Source organism: Streptomyces sp. NPDC059092 (assembly GCF_042756365.1).
Lineage (GTDB): Bacteria > Actinomycetota > Actinomycetes > Streptomycetales > Streptomycetaceae > Streptomyces.
Genome location: NZ_JBHZEJ010000001.1, coordinates 248571 through 267215, shown reverse-complemented (window position 1 = coordinate 267215; position 18645 = coordinate 248571). Strand labels below are relative to the sequence as shown.

Genomic DNA, 18645 nt, shown 5'->3' with positions numbered 1-18645 from the left:
ACGCGCCCAGCCACCATGGGGGAGTTGCCGTTAAGTACGGGGCCGGGTCCCCGGGTGTTCAACCGTTCTGAAAAAACTTTTCTTCCGGGTCCGGGCCGGGGCCGCGACGGGACCTGGGCCGGGTTCGCGACCGGGTCCGGGGCCGGGTTCGTACCGCCCTCCCGGCACCGTCCCCGCGCTCCCGTCAGCCTTCGGCGATCCGGCCGTCGCTCAGCTCCACCACCCGGTCCGCCAGGTCGAGCAACTGCGGGTCGTGCGTGGCGACGAGGGCCGTCACGCCCTCGCTCCGTACGACCGTACGCAGCAGCTCCATCACCATGAGCCCGGTGTGGGCGTCCAGTTGGGCGGTCGGTTCGTCCGCGATCAGCAGGGCGGGCCGGTTGGCGAGCGCGCGGGCGAGGGCGACGCGCTGCTGCTGGCCGCCGGAGAGTTCACCGGGGCGCTGCGCCGCGTGGTCGGTCAGGCCGACGAGGGCCAGCAGCAGCGCCACCCGCTCCTCGCGCTCGCGCGGATCGGCCCCGCGCAGCCGCAGCGGCACCCCCACGTTCTCGGCGGCGGTGAGGAGGGGGATCAGGCCGAAGGACTGGAAGACGAATCCGACGCGGTCGCGCCGGAGTTCCAGGAGCCCGTCCTCGCCGAGGTGCGAGAGGTCGGCGCCGTCGACGACGATCCGGCCCCGGTCCGGCACGTCCAGGCCGCCGACCAGGTTGAGCAGGGTGGTCTTCCCGGCCCCTGACCGTCCTTTGAGGGCGACCAGTTCGCCCCGTGCGATGTCGAGCGAGGTGCCGCGCAGCGCGTGGACGGCGGTGGGGCCCGTGCCGTACGAACGGTGCAGGTCCTCGGCGCTGACCATCGGCCCGCGGGACCCGCCGTCCGGCCCGCCGGAGCCGCCGTCCGGCTCGGCGGTGGCCGGCCCCCCGGTGGTCCGGCGCGTGCTGGTGTGTTCCGTCATGGGCGCATCCCCCGAACGTCGTCGCCTCTGCATGGTCGGCCCGGCCAGAGTATGTGCGGGCACGGGGTAGGACATGAGCCCGTTCTGTGTTTGGGTGGACGTGGATCAACGAGGGAGACCTGGGAAGAGAGCCGCGGCCGATCGGGCCGGACGGGCGTGCGGGTTGTCGGGGGATGCGTGACGGGGTTCGTTCTTCTGCGTGTGGCGGGGCATCGGCTGCTGCTGGCCGCCGCGCTGCTCGCGGTGGTGCTGACCACCTGTGTCCTGGCCTCCCTCACCGCGTTCTCGGGCTCCGTCGGGGATACGGCGCTGCGCGAGACGCTGCGCGGCCGGGACGCCGCTTCCGCCGCCCTCGTCGTGCGCGCGGACATTCCGGTGGAGGGGCGGGGTACGGCCCAGGAGGCCGTGGCCCGGGGCGCTCGGGAGGCGTTCGACGGGCTGCCCGTGACCGTACGGAAGCTGGAGCGCTCGGGACCGTACGCGCTGCCCGCGTCGCTCCGGGCGTCCACGGCGCCGCTCGACGGGACCCGTCCGGACCTGACCCATCTCGCCGCTCTGGACCGCTCCCGGATCACACGGGTGGCGGGCGAACTGCCGGGACCGCCCACGGCGAACGGAACCGCCGCGTCCGCGTCTGTCCCGGCGTCCGTGCCCGTGGCCGTGCCCGAAGAGGCCGCCCGGCGGCTGGAGCTGGCGCCGGGCGCGGAGATCGCGCTCACCGACCGGCTGACCGACGACCGGCTGACCGTCCGGATCACCGGCGTGTACCGGGCCACCGACCCCACCGAGCCGTACTGGCGGCTGGACGCACTCGGCGGACGCGGCGTCCGCGAGGTCGACTTCACCACCTACGGCCCGCTGCTCACCGACGCGTCCGTCCTCGCCACCGGCCGCGTCTCCTCCCTGGCCACCGGCTGGCTGGCCGCGGCCGACTACCGGGGCGTCACCACCGGCCGGATCGACGCCCTGCGCACCGCGTCCACCGAGGTGCCCGAGCGGCTGCGCGCGGATCCGGCGCTCGGGGGCGGCGCGACCGTCACCACCTCGCTGCCGTCCCTGCTGGACAGGACCGAGCGGGCGCTGCTGGTCTCCCGGTCCACGCTGGTGATCGTCGCGCTGCAACTGCTCCTCCTGGCCGGGTACACGCTGCTGCTGGTGGCCCGCTCGCTCGCCACCGAACGCGCGGGCGAGACGGGCCTGTTGCGGGCGCGTGGCGCCTCGCGCGGCCGGCTCGCCGCGCTCGCCGCGACGGAGGCGCTGCTGCTGGCCCTCCCGGCGGCCCTCTGCGCCCCGTTCCTGGCGGCCCCGCTGACCGGACTCCTCGCGCGCGGCTCCGCACACGGGTCCGCGCCGGGCGGCGACGGGCCGGGCGCGGGGGCGCGCCTCGGTGACCTCCCGGCCTGGCCGGTGTGGTCCGTCTCGGCGGCGGTCGCGCTCTGCTGCGCCGCGCTGGTCGTCCTGCCCGCCCTGGCCGGGAAGGCGGGGGCGGGCGAGTCGGCCGGGGCGCGGGGCCGGGCCGCCGCCCTGCCCGCGCCCGTACGCGCGGGCGCCGACATCGCCCTGCTGCTCCTCGCGGCCCTGGCCTACTGGCAGTTGGACCGCAGGACCGGCGCGGGCGCGCTCGCCGGGGTGCCCGGCGGCGACCGCGCAGGCAGCCTCGGTGTCGATCCGCTGCTGGTCGCGGCGCCCGCGCTGGCGCTGCTCGCCGGTACGGTGCTCACGCTGCGACTGCTGCCGCCCCTGGCGCTGCTCGCCGAGCGCCGCGCCGCGCGCGGCCGTGGCCTGCCCGGCGCGCTGGCGGCCCACCGCCTCGCCCGCCGGTCGCTGCGCGGCGCCGGGCCCGTACTGCTGCTGGTCCTCGCCGTGGCGACCGGCCTGCTCGCCCTCGGCCAGAGCGCGTCGTGGGACCGGTCCCAGCGCGACCAGGCGGACTTCGCCACGGGCGCCTCGGTACGGGTCCTGGACGGCAGGCCCGCCGACCCGGGGCAGGCCGGTCTCTACGCCGCGCTGCCGGGCGTACGGCAGGCCGCCCCCGCCCACCGTACGGACGCCGGTCTTTCCGGCGGCCGGACGGCGACCGTGCTCGCGCTGGACACGGCCCACGCCGAGGAGCGGCTGCTGCTGCGCCCCGACCTGGCCGACGAGCCCGCGCGAACCCTGCTGGACAGCGCGGCGGACGAGGCGGGAGCCGGGGCCGGGGCCGGGGACGAGGCGGCGGACGGGCCGGTACGGGCAAACACGGCGTCGCCGCCGGAGCCCCGGGACCGTACCGGGATCGCGCTGCCCGACGACGCCCGGCGGCTCACCCTCGACGTAAGGATCACGCCCGGGAAGGCCGCGCCGTCGGGGCCCGCCCCCGCCCTCCTGGTGGTGGTCGAGGACCGCTACGGCATCCCGTACCGGCTCAGCGCCGGGACCGTACCCGCCGACGGCCGGCTCCACCGCGCCACCCTCGCTCTCGACCTGACGGCGGCGGGCACCGGCGGCGTCCCCGCCGGGCCGCTCCGGGTGACCGGGCTGCGGCTCGGCGGGGCGGCCCCGGAGCGGGGTTCCGGGCAACACCGGCTGACCGTCGAGCGGTTGCGCGCCACGGGAGCCGGGGCCGACGCGCGTCCGGTCCCCGTCCCCGTACCGGACGGGACGCGCTGGCGCGGCAGCGCCACGGTGACGGAGGGGTCGGCGGAGAGCGCGCCGAAAACCCTGGAAATCGCCCCGCCCGCCCCGGGAGCGGCGGCGCCGCTGACCGTCTCGTACCCGACCGGGTGGGCGGAGCGCGGCGACGTCGGCTCCTTCGCCGTCCGGCTCGATGTCGTGGGCGCCGCCGCCCCGGAGCGGATCGCGGCCGTCGCCACCGACGGCTTCCTGCGGGTCACCGGGGCCGCGCGCGGGGACAGCGTCGATCTGACGCTGGCGGGGGAGCAGGTGCGGGTGACGATCGTGAAGACGGTACGGGAGCTGCCGACGACGGGGGCGCCGGGGGCGGCCGAGGACCTGGACGCCGGCGGGGACGCGGCGGCGAGCACGGCACAGGACACGCGGAGCGCCGGCGCCCTCCTCATCGACCTGCGGGCCGTGAACGCTGTCCTCGCCGCCCGCACCGACCGTTCCCTCGCCCCCAACGAGTGGTGGCTGAGCACCGCCCCCGGGGCCGCCGCGCAGGTCGCGTCCGCGCTGCGCGACCGTTCGGACGGCACGGCCCCCGGCCGGGTCCTCGTACGCGACGAGACGGCGGCCGGACTGCTCGGAGACCCGCTCGGCGAAGGGCCGCGCGCCGCGCTGGTCGCCGTCGCGCTGGCGGCAGCGGCGCTCGCCGCCGTGGGGTTCGCGGTCGCCGCCGCCGGGTCCCTGCGCGAGCGGACCGCCGAACTCGCCGTCCTGCGCGCTCTCGGCGCGCCCCGCCGGAGCCTCGCCCGGCTGGTCGTGACGGAACAGGGGGCGCTGATCGGTATCGGTCTGGCCGTCGGTACGGCACTCGGGGCGCTGCTGGCGCGGGCGCTCGTACCGCTCACGGTGCTGACCCCCCACGCCGGCCGGCCCGTGCCCCAGGTGCTCGTGGAACTCCCGCTGCCCCAGGCGGCCCTGTTCCTCGCGGGCGCCCTGGCCGTGCCCCTGCTGATCACCGCGGCCCTCGCCGTCCGGCGCGGCGCCGACCCCGCGGTCGCGCTCCGCCACCAGGGGGACCACTGACATGACGCCCACGCCCGGACCGGCCACCACGACAGGAACCGCGCGCGCCGTCGCACCCTGGGTGAGGACGCGGCTGCGTACCGCCCCCGGGGCGGCAGCCGCCTTCGGGGTGCTCGTCCTGCTCACGGCCTTCCTCGCCGCCGCGTTCCCGAGGGCCGTCGACGCGTACGAGAGCGCGGGGCTGCGCCGTGAGATCGCCTCGGCCCCCGTGACCGACACGGTCGTCCAGCTGACCGCTCCCCAGGCGGGCCTGGAGCTGCCGGAGTCCGCCCGGGTGGCGGCGATGCGTCCCGAGGCGCTCGAAGCCGTGTTCCGGGAGGCGTCGGCGAGGCTGCCGGGCCCGCTGCGGGCGGACCTCGCCCAGTCGGCGTACGGGGTACGCACCGGCGAGGGCCTGATCGGTACGGACCGTTGGCTTCCGCGCCCCGACGGGATTCCGCCCCGCTTCACCCTGGCCACGCAGTCGGAGCTGGCCGCGCACGCCACCGTACGGAGCGGACGGCTGCCGGCCGCGGGCGGCGCGGGGGCCGACGCGCGGACGACGGAGGTGGAGGCGGCCGTGACCACGGCGACCGCCCGCGAACTGCGGCTGCGCGTCGGCACCGTACTCGCCCTGAGCGACTCCTCCGGGAGCACGGCGCTCACCGTACGGATCACGGGCGTGGTCGAACCCCGCGCCCCGCGGGGCGGTTACTGGTCCGCCGAACCGCTCCTGCGCACCCCGGGCCTGACCGTCATCCCGTCCAAGCCACCGCAGATCCGCTGGGAGGCGGGGCTCCTGCTGGCGCCCGAGGCGGCGCCCGCGCTCCTCGGCACGCGGACGGAGGCGCACAAGTACTGGCGTTTCGCCCCCGCCCTCGGGGAGTTGACCGCGGCGGACGCCCCGGAGCTGGTACGGCGGACCGCTTCCCTCGAAGACGGCCCCGGCCTGCTGCGGATGCGGGAGATCGCGGGCGGCAACGCGGACGTGGAGACCCGCCTCGGCGCGATCGCCGGCAGCCATCTCGCGACGCGCGGGGCGATCGCGCGGATCGTCACCGTCGCGGCCTTCGGGATGGGCGCCGTCGCCGCCGTCGTCCTGGCGATGGCCGGCGGTCTGATCGCCGCGGGCCGCGCCACCGAACTCGCCCTGCTGCGCTCGCGCGGCGGCTCCCTGCCCGGCATCGGCGGCCGGCTGCTCGCCGAGACCGCCGTGATCGCGCTGCCCGCAACGGGGGCGGCCCTGCTGCTGGCGACGGTCGTGATCGACGGGAACGGGGTGCGTCCGCTGCCCGCGGTGTGCGGGGCGTCCGCCGTCGCGCTGATCGCCTGCGTGACGATGCCGCTGCGGGCCGTCCTGCCGCTGCGCGGGGCGCGCGCGTACGGGGAGCGCGACGACCTCGCGGCGGCGCGGCCGAGCCGCCGCCGTACCGTCGCCGAACTGACCCTGCTCGTCCTGGCCGTCGCCTCGGTGGCGGCGCTGCGCCGCCGGGGCACGTCGGCGTCCTCCGGCTCCTTCGACTCCTCCGGCTCGTCCAGCGGTTCCTCCGGTTCCTCCGACGGGGCGGGCGACCTGCTGGTGAGCGCGGCCCCCGTCCTGGTGGCGCTGATCGCCGCGCTCGTCCTCGTACGGCTGTACCCGCTGCCCCTGCGCTACGCGGCCCGGCCGGCGGCGCGGCTGCGCGGGATCGTCGGTTTCCTGGCCCTGGCGCGCGCGGGCCGCTCGTCCGCCACGGCGACGGCGGCGCCGCTGCTGGCGCTGCTCATCGCGCTGACGACGGCGGCGTTCGGCGGTTCCGTCCTGGCGGGCATCACGGACGCCCGCGACCGGGCCGCGCTGCTGGCGGTCGGCGCGGACGCCCGGATCTCCGCGCAGGGCGACGCCGTACCGCTGCCGGCGGGCGCCGAACGGTCGCTGCGGCGGGTGGACGGCGTACGGGACGTGACGCCGGTACGGATCGACACGGCGGCGGAACCGGCCCAGGCGCCCGGGACCGGCACCGGTTCGGGGACCGGCCCCGGGCCCGGTTCCGAGTCCGAGTCCGGTTCCGAGTCCGGTTCCGAGGCCGCGTCCGAGCTGCGGAAGCCCGTCACCCTGATCGGCGTCGAGCCCGGCGCGTACGCCCGGCTGGCCCGGCACCAGGGCCTCGGGGCCTTCCCGGCGGGGGAGTTGACGGCGCGGGGTCCGGGCGGGGTGCTGAACGCGGTGGCGTCCCCCGCGACCGCCGAACGGCTGGGCGCCGGGCCGCTCCGGATCGTGTCGTCGGCGGGCGGGATCACCGTACGGATCACCACGGTCCGCCCCCACACCCCGGCCGCTCCCCGCTCCGAATTCCTGCTGGTGGACCGGGCGGCCCTGGCGGCGCCGGAACCGACGACGCTGCTGGTCACGGGGGAGCGGCTGAACGGAGAAGAGCTGAGCGCGGCGATACCGGGAGCAGCGGCGAAGACCACCGACGTGACCCTGCTGAGCGAGGAACGGGCGGCGTTCACCCCGTCGCCGCTCCAGGCGGGCGCCGAGCGGATCTACACCGTCGCCGTCCTGGCCGGCGCGGCCTACGCGGTCATCGCCCTCCTCCTCTCCCTCCTGCACGCCACGCGGGAACGGACCGCCCTGCTGGCCCGGTTGCGCACGATGGGCCTCACCGGCCGCCAGGGCCGTCTGCTGCTGGGCCTGGAGGCCCTGCCGCAGGCGCTGCTCGCCGCCGGGGGCGGCGTCCTCGTCGGCTGGGCCACGATCCGGCTGCTGGCCCCCGGCATCGACCTGGCCCAACTCGCCCTGGGAGCCGGGTCGTCGGCGGGCGGCGTGTCGCTGAGTACGGACGGCTGGTCCCTGGTGCTCCCGGCGTGCGGGGTGCTGCTCCTCGCGGGGGCGGTGGCCGCCGGCCAGGCCTGGTGGGCGGGCAGACGCGGATCGATCACGGAGCTGAGAGCGGGAGACACACGATGACGGGACCGGCCACGCCCCCCACCCTCACCGACCTGGAACAGCAGGCGACGGCAGACCGCGACCGCCCCTCGTACGGGCACGACGCGCTGATCACCTGCGACCGGCTGGTCCGGGTCTTCACCACGGACGGGGTGGAGGTGCAGGCCCTCCAGGGGCTCGACCTCACGGTCCGGGAGGGCGAGCTGATGGCGCTGGTCGGCGCGTCCGGCAGCGGCAAGTCGACGCTGATGAACGTCCTCGCGGGCCTCGACGTCCCCACGGCCGGCGCGGCCAGGGTCGCGGGCCGCGATCTGCTCACCATGAACGCGAAGGTCCGGCTGGACTACCGCCGTGAGGTGGTCGGCTTCGTCTGGCAGCAGACGGCCCGCAACCTCCTCCCGTACCTGACGGCCGCCCAGAACATCGCCCTGCCCATGCAACTGCGCGGACGCGGCGCCCCGCGCGCCACGAGGACGGTGCGGGCGAGGGCCGAGCGGACCGGGGAACTGCTGGCGATGCTCGGCGTCCCCGACTGCGCCGACCGCCGCCCGCACCAGCTCTCCGGGGGCCAGCAGCAGCGCGTCGCGATCGCCGTCGCCCTCGCCAACTCCCCCTCCGTACTCCTCGCCGACGAACCGACCGGCGAGCTGGACTCGGCGACGGGCGAGGAGGTCTTCGCGGCGTTCCGCCGGGCCAACGAGGAGCTGGGGACGACGATCGTGATCGTCACGCACGACCAGGCGGTGGAGAACGAGGTCCGCCGTACGGTCGCGATCCGCGACGGCCGCACCTCCTCCGAGGTCCTGCGCCGTACGGAGATCGACGCGCAGGGCCAGGAGTCGGTGGTGGCCCGGGAGTACGCGATGCTGGACCGGGCCGGGCGGCTCCAGTTGCCCACGGAGTACACGGCGGCGCTGGGCATGGAGCAGCGGGTGCTGCTGGAGCTGGAACAGGACCACATCCAGGTATGGCCGGACGCCACGGACGACCCGCCACGCTGAACGCCCCCACGCCGGCCCCGCGCCGCCCGTACCCCGCCGGGGCCGAGGGCACCCGGGGCCCGCGTGGCGGCCCGGTCCGTACGGCGCCCGGTCCGTACGGCGCCCGGGGCCCGAGTGGCGCCCCGGGGCTCGCGTGGCGGCCCGGGGCTGAGGGCGGCGCCCCGGGGCCGGGCGGTGGCGTACGTACCGGGAGTCCCACCATCCGGAGGAAACGGAACAGAGTGGAAGACCCGGATGGCGTGTTCTCGCCGACCTGGGTCACGGAGTGTAATCGCCACATGTCGCTGGGCAGCCCAGGACCATGCGTACCCACACCGCTCCACTCATCGAGGCCCAGGACGGCCTCGCCACCTCGTCCCAGCTCGCCGGCCTGGGCTGGGCCACCTCCACCATCTCGCGCCGCTGCGCCCCCGGCGGGCCGTGGCAGCGGCTGCTCCCCCGGGTGGTCCTGCTCCGGACCGGCGCCCCGAGCCCACGCCAACTCCTGCGCGCCGCACTCCTGTACGCGGGTGAGGGCGCGCTGCTCACGGGCCCGGCGGCGCTCGCGCAGTACGGGGTCCGGGCCGAGGGCCCGCCGGTGCGGCCGCGGGCGGTCGACGTACTCGTACCGCCGGGCCGCAGCCCCCGCAGCCCCCGCAGCCGCTCCTACGTCCGCGTCCACCGCCCGGGGCGGCCCTGCCGCTCCCTGCCGGTCCGCCGCCTGCCGTGCGCGACGCTGCCCAGGGCGGTCGTCGACACGGTCCCGTTCCTGACCGGCCAGGCGGCGGTGACGGCCCTGCCGGCCGAGGTGGTCCAGCGGGACCGCTGCACCCTCCAGGAGCTCACGACGGCACTGCGCGCCGGCCAGCGCCACCGGGACCCCCGGGTCGCGGCGGCGCTGGAGGGTCTGACCGCGGGGATCCGTTCGGTGGCGGAGGCCGAGGCCCGCCGCGTCCTGCGCGAGGCGCTCATCGCGGATCCGCTGTGGAACCAGGACCTGTACCTACCGGACGGCACCTTCCTCGCCCGCCCCGACGCCTACTGGCCGTACGCGGCCGTCGTACTCGAAATCGACTCGCGGCAATGGCATCTGGGCCCGGCCGACCGGGAGCGCACGATGGCCCGGCGCAACCTCATGACCCGGTACGGACTGACCGTGCTCTCGGTGACCCGGCCCAGCTGAGGGACGACCCCGCGCAGCTCCTGGCCGCACTCCGGGCGGCCCTGGCCAGGCCCGCGTCCCCACAGCCGGTCCAACTGACGCACCGCCCCCCGAGCTGACGCGCCTACCCGCCCGCCGCCGCCGCGCTCCGCACCTCGGCGGCGCGCGCCCGGACCCGCTCGGGCGGCAGGGCGGCGGGAAGACGTACGGGCGCGGCCTCACCCCGGCAGACCCGGCACTCCCCGTCACGCAGGGCCTCCGCCCGCGCCGGTGCCCGGCAGGTGCCGCACTCCACGACGGTCACCGGCGGCCCCGACACGGGCGGCGGGTCGGCGAGTTCGGGCGGCAGCTTGGCGACCAGCCGGGACCGTACGAGCCCGGCCGGATGGTGTACGGGCGTGGGCAGCCCGTCGGTGAGGGCGCGCACCACATCCTCCTCACCGGCACCCCGTACGAACCACTCGGCGACCAGCGGCTCCAACGCCGCACAGTCGGCGGCGGACAACGACAGGGCGGGGCACCGCCGCCCGACGGAGGCGAGCACGGAATACCCCCGCGACCGCTCCGGCAACCGCGCGGGACGGCTCACGACGGCCGCGCCCGCGCCTGGGGCCGCCGTAACCGGGGCCGCCGCGACGGCCGCGCCCGCGCCTGGGGCTGCGCCCGGGGCCGCCGCGCCCGGAGCCGTAACCACCGCGCCCGGAGCCGTAACCACCGTGCCCGGAGCCTCGATCCCACCCGGCCCCGACTCCGAGGCGTCACCGGAGAGCTGCGCCGTCCAGGAACCACCGTCCCGGGCGGCCCGGGAGAACCACGTACGAGTGACCCACCGCCCCCCGGCAGGCCCGACCACCAACTCCCGCCGCCGGAAGAGATGCCCGGCCCGCTCAAGGAAGTTCAGGGCGGTGCGTAAGGCGCACTGCCCGTACTCCATCACCTTGGCCAGCGCCTTCACCGAGATATCGGCCCCGTCGGGCAGCCGGTCGATGAACCCGGCGACGGCGGCCTCACGCCCCGGCAGCAGGGCGAAGTCATCGGAGGAGCGCCCCGGTTGCCCGGCAACCGAACGCTTGCCGTACCCGGCACTGGCCATCGGGTGGGAAGCGGTGTGCACGCGCTTCGCCGCGTCACTAAACTGCGCATCAGCCAAGGGGATCGCCTGTTTCGGTCTCGTCGGTCAGGCCTCCGTCCGGTGCTACGAACACCAGGCGGAGGCTGTTTTACGTCCAGGGGGCACGCTAGACGCTGCTCACCCTGAGTGGCAACCCGATCGCAGGAAGTCAACCCCCGTCGCCCGTGCGCGGCGCGTCGAGCCCGCCCGGCCGCCGCGATACAGAACGCGGCGCACCTCGCCCCACCCACCCGGAGCGTGCGCGGGAGGAATACTTCCGGCTCATGGATCAAGGCGTGAGCAGCCGGGAAGCGTGCCGGATCGCCGGCATCAACCGGCGTACCGCCCCCGCGCCCTGACTCCGCCTCGCATTCGGCTGCGCACCGCGCGCACGCTCGCAACCCGCACCACCTAAGGAATCTCCTCCATGCCCACCTGGAAGAACACCCTGCGCGCAGCCGGCATACACCGGCTCGACCTGTGCGACGACTACACCCGACAACGCGCTCTCGTGAAGGAGTTCGCGAAGAAGGAGTACTTGGCTGTCCGCCTCCTGCTGCCCACGGCACTGCACCCCCCGGTCATCGCCGCAGTCGCCTTCATGCACTCAACCGACGAGCGGATTGACACCGGCGCCGTCAGCGCCCGCAAACTCGCCCTGGCGGAATGGACCGCAGCCGCTTTCACCGCCGTCGACGGCCCCGAGCCCAGTGAAAACGCTACGCTCCGGACGCTCGCCGACGCCGTCCGACGTCACCCCGGCCTGCGCCGACGCGTCGAGACTTTCCTCGATGGATCGCACCTTGAGGTCGACTACACCGGCCACGCGACAGAGCAGGACCTGCAGACATACGTGGACGGCTACTCACTGCCCGCCTTCATGCTCATGGCCGCCTTCGTCGCCCCCACGCGCACCGGCGGGCGTCAGGCATCCTTCGAGGCCGCCTGCCGCGCACTGATCGAGGCCATGCAGCGCGTCGACTACCTGGACGACCTGGCCGAGGACGCGGCCGACGGCGTGATCGGCATTCCGTACCAGGATCTGGCGCGCCACCAGCTCACCGTCGCCGACATTTCCCCGGGTGCGCATGACGCCGTGCGACGCTCGCTCACGGGGCTCGTGCACGAGCAGGCGGACCTGGCGCAGGATCAACTGCACGCCGCAGGCAGGCTTCCGCAGCTCGTCGAGCCCGAGATGCGTCCCTTTGTCACCGCACTGTGGCAGATGCAGAACCTGAAGTTGTCCGCGATCCGGAACAAGGGCGGCAACCTGGTCGATGGGGGAGCGGAGGCATCGATGCCCGCCGTCTTGAAGATACTGGTGTCCCAGTACAGGGCCGCGCGCCGCGCGCGAATAGGGCGTACGTGATCAGGCCGCGTACGTATGCCGAGCGGAGTCCCGGCATCCATGCCGCCCGTCGGGTCGCCGGAATAAGGTCCGGGGAATGAGCTTCCGACTGGCGGCGTACGCCGTGTGCATCGAGGACGGGAGGGTCCTGCCCGCCCGTCACGTACCGCCGAAGGGCGAGAGCAACTGGACCCTTCCGGGCGGCAGGGTCGAGCACGCGGAGGATCCGTTCGACGCGGTGATCCGGGAGGTCGCCGAGGAGACCGGCTGCGACGCGGTGGTGGATCGCCTGCTGGGAGTGGACTCACGGGTGATCCCTGCGGCCTCCGCGCGGGCGGGAGTCGAGCACCAGAATGTCGGTGTCTTCTACCGGGTCCGTCTCACCGGCGGCAGGCTCCGGCCCGAGCCGAACGGCGAGACCGCCGAGTCGGTCTGGACTCCGGTTCCCGATGTCACGTCCCTGCGGCGGTCGTCGCTGGTAGACATCGGCCTCGCCCTGGCACAGACCCTTCCGGCAACCGGCCACACGGCTCCCGTCCCGGTGGGCGGTCTGATCCGGCACTGAGCCGGGTCGGGCACCGAGCCGCCATCCCGCGCGGTGTGATGAACTGCCCTCCGATCACTGCTGGTCAAGAGGGGAAACATGACTGCCCAAGCGTCGGCGCCGCACACACCCGATTCCGGGACTGCCGCACCGGAACGTGCCGAAGAGGACCGTCGGCAGGCACGCCGTAGGGAGGCGTGGTCGATCGCGTGGATGCTCCTGGCCCTGGTGATCTGGGGAGTGTTCGTTTGGCTGATGATCGCCGATTACGGTCCCGAGCGCAGCGGCAGGCCCATATGCCGGGGCCCGCTGATCGAGCTGCCGTCCGACAGCTTCCGGTGCCGCGACGCATGGCGCGAGTGGCCCGCGCTGCTGGGCGTCCTCGCACTGGCGGTGCTGGCGACCGTTGTCGCGGCGGCGACAACGGTGTACGAAAGGCTCCTCTCCCGCCTGGCCCGTCAGAACAACCCGGCCGCGCAGTCGCGGAACTGAACCCCCGACAGCACGACGCCGCAGCCGCGAAAGAGGACGGGGCGGGGCACGAGGCGGGTGGACCGGACCGGTCGCACCCGCCGGCCCCGGCGGCATCAGCGGGCCTGCCGCCCACGTTCCGGACAGCCGCCCAACGAGGCCGTCCGCCCGGCGGTCCACAGCATCCGCGCCGGCCTGGCCACATGGTTCCGCCGCATCATCGACGCCGCCGCCCGCGCCCACGGCGTCGACCTCGGCACGGCGACCTGGCAGTAGCGCCGCGCACAGGCGTCAGGGGTTCGAGAAGACATCGGTGAACACGCGGTCGAAGCGCCGCGCGGCCAGGTCCTCGCGCTGGATCACCCAGTGGACGGTGGCGCTTTCATGGTCTCTGACGTCGCAGTACCAGTCGGCGAGGAGCACCCAGTCCTCGACGTCAGCCGAAACCGGTCCCTCCCACCGGCCCGCTTCCACCGACTTCACGGCCCAGCCCACAGCATGCGCGAGCGGGTCGGTGTAGACGGCCTCCTCATCGGAGTATCCACCGATCTGGAGATCCTTCCCGATGGGGTACGAGCCGGACTCGATGCTCTCCCACACATCGACCAGTTCCTCGGCGCGGGGATGCCCGGGCAGCGGTGCGCACCCCTTGGAGACCTCGACCGCGTAGTGGTGAGGCAGCGACACATCGGTCGTCATCCGCATCGGCCCCTGAGGGAAGTCCTCGAACATCTCGCGGTATTCGTCCTCGTCGTCCTCGTTCCAGGAAAACCTGTCCCGCTCCTCCACGGCCGTACCCGCGGGGACGTACACCACGCTGCCCATGCATTCGTAGTCGTAGCCGGTCGCGGGGAAGGCGAACAGCAGCAGTTGGCCGTCGGGAGGCAGGGAGAGGTCCGTCACGTCGGCGGGCAGCGCCGCGAGATCGACGGAGGCGACGAAGGGGGACAAGGGGTCCGCGGTGCCGGCGGGAAGCAGGAGCGGCCCGCCGAACCGCCCCACGACCGGCCCGTCCCCGCGCACCATCATCGTCGCGCACGGCCGGCCGGTGGCCACCCACCGCTCCACGTCATCGGCGGGAATGCCCTTCGCAAGCGCCGCCTCACGGAAGGAACGTAACCGGTACCGCATCTGAGGAGTCATGGCAGAACCCTAGAACGAGGGTCTGACACACCCCCTCGAAGCCGCCCGGCCTCTCGCCCTGGCAAGCCCGGCGCGGCGCAGCGCCCCACCCCACCCGCGCCACCACCGCACCCCCGCAGGCGACAACCACCCTGCCGGGTAAGGGAGGGTGGGTGGGAACAAGAACCAACCAATCCTTACAAGCAGGGCTCGACCCCCGAAGCTTGAGCCCCGACCCGAACCACCACCCTCAAAGCCCCAGCTCAACACCCCGCATCCGCCCACCCCGGCCCTCGAAGCTCAAGCTCCGAGACGTCCCCCGAGCCGCTGATGCCGCAACGCGCTCACGAACCCGGTCCAACTGGCCTGTCGAAAGACGAGCTGCGGCCCGTCGACACCCGGCCGATGACACTCGTCAGAGCTTCGGCACGACGGGAAAGGGCAGCGTCCTCGTCCATTCGGCGAGCGCTCCTGCCGCGCTCTTCTGCGGTTCACCCTCTACAGGGACCTCGGTGAGGAGGCTCCGATCCTTGTTGGGAAGCGACAACTGTCGGTAGAACTGGAGATCTTCGAAACCGTTGGCAGCGACATCGTGGCTGGTCGCTGCGTACACGAGCCTCGTGATCTTCGCCCAGTAGCAGGCGACAAGACACATCGGGCATGGCTCACTGCTCGAATACATGACGCCGTTTTCCATGATGTGGTCGCCTCGGGCGCTGCCCGCTGCCCGTAGAGCCATCATTTCCGCGTGAGCGGTGGGGTCATGGAGCTCCACCACAGAGCTGGTTCCTGTTCCCACAATCTCGTTGTCGATCACTACCAGTGCACCGAACGGGGTTTTCCCCTCGTCGTCCAGCGCACGCCGTGACACGGCGATGGCCTGTTCCAGGAATGCGCCGTCTTCCGGTGACAACTTGCCGTAAGGCAACCGAATCTCCTCGTCTCACATGTGGACCGACGGGTCGCTGTCGCTGAACGGGCCCGCCAGATCGATGTCGTAGCCGGTCAGGGGCGTCGTACTGCCGGGAGTGCCGATGAGCCGCAGGACGGTCTGGGCCCGCGCCGCATCGGTCCACCGGCCGTTCACCAGCAGTTCGAGCCTATCCGTTGGCGGCTCCGTGGGCCCATCGCTGCGAATGATCAGGCGATGGATGCGTGGCACGGAAGAAGAAGCCAGTGTGTGAGCCGCGGAGAGTCGGAACTGCCACTCTGCGAACGTCGCCGCCACGGCGGCGAAATCAGGCTCCTCGCTCACCGAGACCGGAAGATTGTGCAGGAGAAGTCGGGTGATGTGGAGGCCACCGCCGCGCCGAACGTGAGCTGTCAGCAGCGCCTCATCGATATCGTTACGGAGTTCCAGCAGAGGCGGGCGCAGCCAGTCGAAGCCGCATTGGACGACGACAGCAGCCTGAACTGACGCGCCCAGCAGACGCGATGTGCGACGACGCCAGTATGTACTGTCCGTGTCCAAGCCAGTCACTCCCTGGTGTGCGCACCGACAAGCTGCATGATCTCGAACCCGGTAGCGATGGCGTCGATCGAATTGCTCTGTTCCGCTGCTTTCGGTAGAACGCGGTCGGCGAGTCCACGGGCCGCATGCAGCGCGGGTGCCGGGAGGGATCCGAGAAATGAGCGGAGTTCGCTGTCGGATCCGCCCAGTTCCAGTGGTGCGAGTTTGCCGGCGACAGCGAGGACCATGGCCGCGGGCCGTTCTCTCGGCTCGGCCCGTGGCGTTGGCGTCCGCAGCGTCGCAAGCGACGTCCTTCTACGGATCAGCTCCCAGGGCGCGTCGGAACTGTCCGCGCGGCTCATCAGCCCGAGCAGCGCTTCGTGCGCCGCGTCGGCGGTTTCGAACCATCGGTGGCAGGCGAAGGAACGCAGGTAGGCGCCGAGCAGTTGTGAGTCCGGAGTGAACTCGGGACGCACCAGCTCCGGTGGGTGCGGTACTCGGACGTCACGCAGAGTGGCGATGGCGCTCACGGAGACGAGAGCCCAGAAGCGGTCGAATGCGGCGACATCGTCGAAGAGTGCGCGAGTGGCGTCCGCTTCGTCACCGGTGACTCGTCCGCTGTCCCCGAAGAGGTCCAGCCGGAGCCGGCCGAGGACGGAGTCTCCGTCCCAGTAATTGCCCATGAACTTGGACCCGGTGAGGATCTGGAACACGCTGTAGAGGCTGTTCGCCTGATGAGCGCCGTGAAACTCCGCGAAGTCCCGGGCCCAGAGCAGTGCGCCTGCGGGATCTTGTATGACGGAGCCGGCTTCGTCCGGCCTGCTGAACTGTTTGGGTTCAGGGTCGACAGCGAGAAGAATGCGGAGTCGGCAGTCCACAGACATGGCGACAAGCTCGCGAGCGGCCCGTACGGAAGCGATGCCACGTACGGACATGAGTCTGGAGGCGCTTCCCAGCCACGCCAGATATCTGCTGAACTCGCCGAGCACCACGGCAGGGTCGGGGTGGCCGGGTATCCGCCGCAGCATGGATTCGGTGAGCTGCTCGGCACAGCCGACCACTACGACAGGGTCGGCTCCCCGGACCAAGGCCGCTCGGGCCAGGCGGTGCAGCACCTCTGCATGCAGTGCTGCCCATGCCTGCTGGGCGTCCGACGGGGACGTGGGGCGCTGGGTAGTGGTGAGCTGCCCGACCAGATTACGTATGGCCGTCGGGTCGTTGGAGCTGATGGCCTGGTCGAGGGCTCCCAGGTAAGCGACCACTACGGAGTCTTCGAGTAACTCGTGGGCACCTAAACCGTCCAGTGCTTCGGCGAGCGTCTCGCGCAACAACTGATTGCGGCCACCGACGCTGGCGAGTCCGAAGAGCCGGACGAAGGAGAAGACGCCGAAGACATTGGCCAGGATGAAGAGAAGCGCGCCGTAGGTGGTGCTGACGGCGCTCTCGGCCAGGATGCCGCACGCGGTGAACATCGCTGCGATCCAGCCGATGAGCACCCATTCGCGGAAGGCGATATGGCTGTCGATGGCGCGGAGCGAGGGCCAGGCGCTGGAAGCCGAGAAGGTGAGTGCGAAGATCACGGCTTCGCCGGTCAGGAGTGTGGCGAAGAAGGCGACGGTGAACTGGGTCGCGTCGACAGCGTTTTCCTGGCTGACGGGATGGACCACAGCGAGTGCCACGAGCGCGCCCGCACAGAGAGTGAGGGCGATCTGCCGTCGCACGTGCCCCATGTCTGACGCGCCCCCCGAGACTCAACTGCCGCGAGATCAACTCTCCCAGTTGGTACGGGCGTTGCCAACAGATATCTCGGCCACGGGTGTGGCCACGCGAGGGATTACGTGACCGTTGTCAGCAGAGCTGCCGAAGCCTCAGAGCCCTGACGAACCCGTTCCAGGTGTCATGAGGGAAGGCGAGCCGAGGACCACTGGGGTCCTTCGAATCCCGTATGGCTGTCGAGCCGGGCAGGCGCGCCGCTTCGACGCACTCCGTGGTGTTGCCGCCGCTGTAGGAAGACTTGAACCACTCAAGATCTTCTCTGGACCGGACCACCGCAACCATCACATCTCCTCACGAACCAGCCGGATCATGGCCGATGAGGCGGCCATGTCCAACGCTTGTGCGCGAAGGTAGTCGAACGCAAGTCGGTATCGGTTCAGTTCCGCGTCTTTCTCCATGAAGACGGAGCTGACATGCAGATCGACGTACACCACGTCCAGCGATGCCTCGGCGCCGCCCAGGATCACGAAACTCCCCAGGGCCGCTGTGTGGGCTCCCTTCGCGAACGGAAGGATCTGGAGAGTGATGTGCGGAGACTCGTTGGCCTCCAGGAGTCGGCCGAGCTGCTCGCGCATGACCTCCGGTGACCCGACGACGCGCCGGATCACCGACTCGTCCAGGATCGCCCAGAGGTGCGGTGGCTGGGCGCGGTTCAGGATCTCCTGGCGCTTCATGCGGATGTCGACGAGCCGTTCGATCTCGTCAGCTCCGAGGCGCATTTCGTTGGCTTGCTGGACCGCGGTGTTGTAGTTCCGCGTCTGGAGAAGCCCAGGTACATAGACACAGGAGAAGTGGTCCTCCCTGGTGGCCTCGTCCTCAAGTGTCAGCAGCAGGTTCATCTCCGCGGGAATGGAATCGCTGAACGGCGCCCACCACCCCTGCTGCTTGGCATCCTTGGCGAGCTTGACCACAGCGTTGCGCTCAGCCTCGCTGGCGCCGTACTCCCGGCAGAGCGCATCCGCGATGGGCCACTTCACCGGCCCCTCCTGAGTCTCGTACCGGCTGACGGTGGCCTTGGACACGCCGACGAGTCGACCTGCCTCCTCCAGGGTCATGCCTTTCCGTGCACGGAGTTTCCGCATCATCGCGCCGAGCTGACGGCGCCGGGTCGTAGTCCTCGCTGGCATGGGAACA

The 18645-nt window shown here is 72.8% G+C and carries 15 protein-coding genes and 1 pseudogene; 8 read left to right on the top strand and 8 right to left on the bottom strand.

Features of this window, described 5'->3' with window-relative positions:
* Window positions 1-184: 184 nt before the first annotated feature.
* A complete protein-coding gene (locus ACFXPL_RS01110; protein WP_384910407.1) occupies window positions 185-952 on the bottom strand; it encodes an ABC transporter ATP-binding protein in 768 nt (255 codons plus the stop codon).
* A 177-nt stretch (window positions 953-1129) separates the two neighbouring features.
* Between ACFXPL_RS01110 and ACFXPL_RS01105 the strand changes: the two genes are divergently transcribed.
* The 4 genes from ACFXPL_RS01105 (at window position 1130) to ACFXPL_RS01090 (ending at window position 9710) form a co-directional block, all read left to right on the top strand.
* Entirely contained in the window at window positions 1130-4639 is a 3510-nt protein-coding gene (locus ACFXPL_RS01105) for an FtsX-like permease family protein (protein ID WP_384910404.1), read from the top strand.
* Between the two features lies 1 nt (window position 4640).
* Window positions 4641-7568 carry an ABC transporter permease gene (locus ACFXPL_RS01100; protein ID WP_384910401.1) on the top strand — a complete coding sequence of 976 codons (2928 nt, stop codon included), beginning with the start codon at window positions 4641-4643 and terminating at the stop codon, window positions 7566-7568.
* Window positions 7565-8548 (top strand): ABC transporter ATP-binding protein, encoded by a 984-nt coding sequence (locus ACFXPL_RS01095; protein ID WP_384910397.1) that lies wholly within the window; start codon window positions 7565-7567, stop codon window positions 8546-8548. Before ACFXPL_RS01100 ends, ACFXPL_RS01095 begins: the two co-directional genes overlap by 4 nt.
* A 301-nt stretch (window positions 8549-8849) precedes the next feature.
* Window positions 8850-9710, top strand: coding sequence for a hypothetical protein (locus ACFXPL_RS01090; RefSeq protein ID WP_384910394.1), 861 nt, complete (start codon window positions 8850-8852; stop codon window positions 9708-9710).
* 103 nt (window positions 9711-9813) lie between these two features.
* Here ACFXPL_RS01090 and ACFXPL_RS01085 read toward each other — a convergent pair whose 3' ends face one another.
* Complete coding sequence (locus tag ACFXPL_RS01085; protein ID WP_384910390.1) at window positions 9814-10839, bottom strand: hypothetical protein; 1026 nt, start codon at window positions 10837-10839, stop codon at window positions 9814-9816.
* 388 nt (window positions 10840-11227) lie between these two features.
* Between ACFXPL_RS01085 and ACFXPL_RS01080 the strand changes: the two genes are divergently transcribed.
* The 4 genes and pseudogenes from ACFXPL_RS01080 to ACFXPL_RS01065 all read left to right on the top strand — a co-directional run.
* Window positions 11228-12169 carry a phytoene/squalene synthase family protein gene (locus ACFXPL_RS01080; protein ID WP_384910387.1) on the top strand — a complete coding sequence of 314 codons (942 nt, stop codon included), beginning with the start codon at window positions 11228-11230 and terminating at the stop codon, window positions 12167-12169.
* 76 nt (window positions 12170-12245) lie between these two features.
* A complete protein-coding gene (locus ACFXPL_RS01075) occupies window positions 12246-12713 on the top strand; it encodes an NUDIX hydrolase (protein WP_384910384.1) in 468 nt (155 codons plus the stop codon).
* Window positions 12714-12947: 234 nt separating this feature from the next.
* Window positions 12948-13184, top strand: coding sequence for a hypothetical protein (locus ACFXPL_RS01070; RefSeq protein ID WP_384910381.1), 237 nt, complete (start codon window positions 12948-12950; stop codon window positions 13182-13184).
* A 159-nt stretch (window positions 13185-13343) separates the two neighbouring features.
* Window positions 13344-13439, top strand: a pseudogene (locus ACFXPL_RS01065) (MerR family transcriptional regulator); the annotation flags it as partial.
* A gap of 15 nt (window positions 13440-13454) precedes the next feature.
* Here the strand turns inward: ACFXPL_RS01065 and ACFXPL_RS01060 are convergent.
* The 6 genes from ACFXPL_RS01060 to ACFXPL_RS01035 form a co-directional block, all read right to left on the bottom strand.
* Window positions 13455-14306, bottom strand: coding sequence for a DUF1963 domain-containing protein (locus ACFXPL_RS01060; RefSeq protein WP_384910378.1), 852 nt, complete (start codon window positions 14304-14306; stop codon window positions 13455-13457).
* Between the two features lie 394 nt (window positions 14307-14700).
* Window positions 14701-15213: a nucleoside deaminase gene (locus tag ACFXPL_RS01055; RefSeq protein ID WP_384910376.1), complete on the bottom strand. Its 513-nt coding sequence runs from the start codon at window positions 15211-15213 to the stop codon at window positions 14701-14703.
* Window positions 15214-15228: 15 nt separating this feature from the next.
* Entirely contained in the window at window positions 15229-15756 is a 528-nt protein-coding gene (locus ACFXPL_RS01050; protein ID WP_384910373.1) for a hypothetical protein, read from the bottom strand.
* Window positions 15757-15761: 5 nt separating this feature from the next.
* Window positions 15762-17456, bottom strand: a complete 1695-nt coding sequence (locus ACFXPL_RS01045) for a hypothetical protein (protein ID WP_384910371.1) — start codon at window positions 17454-17456, stop codon at window positions 15762-15764.
* Window positions 17457-17583: 127 nt separating this feature from the next.
* Entirely contained in the window at window positions 17584-17793 is a 210-nt protein-coding gene (locus tag ACFXPL_RS01040; RefSeq protein WP_384910369.1) for a DUF397 domain-containing protein, read from the bottom strand.
* The gene (locus ACFXPL_RS01035; protein ID WP_384910366.1) at window positions 17793-18638 is read right to left on the bottom strand and encodes a helix-turn-helix domain-containing protein; all 846 of its coding nucleotides are present in this window, start codon (window positions 18636-18638) and stop codon (window positions 17793-17795) included. Before ACFXPL_RS01035 ends, ACFXPL_RS01040 begins: the two co-directional genes overlap by 1 nt.
* Between the last annotated feature and the right edge of the window lie 7 nt (window positions 18639-18645).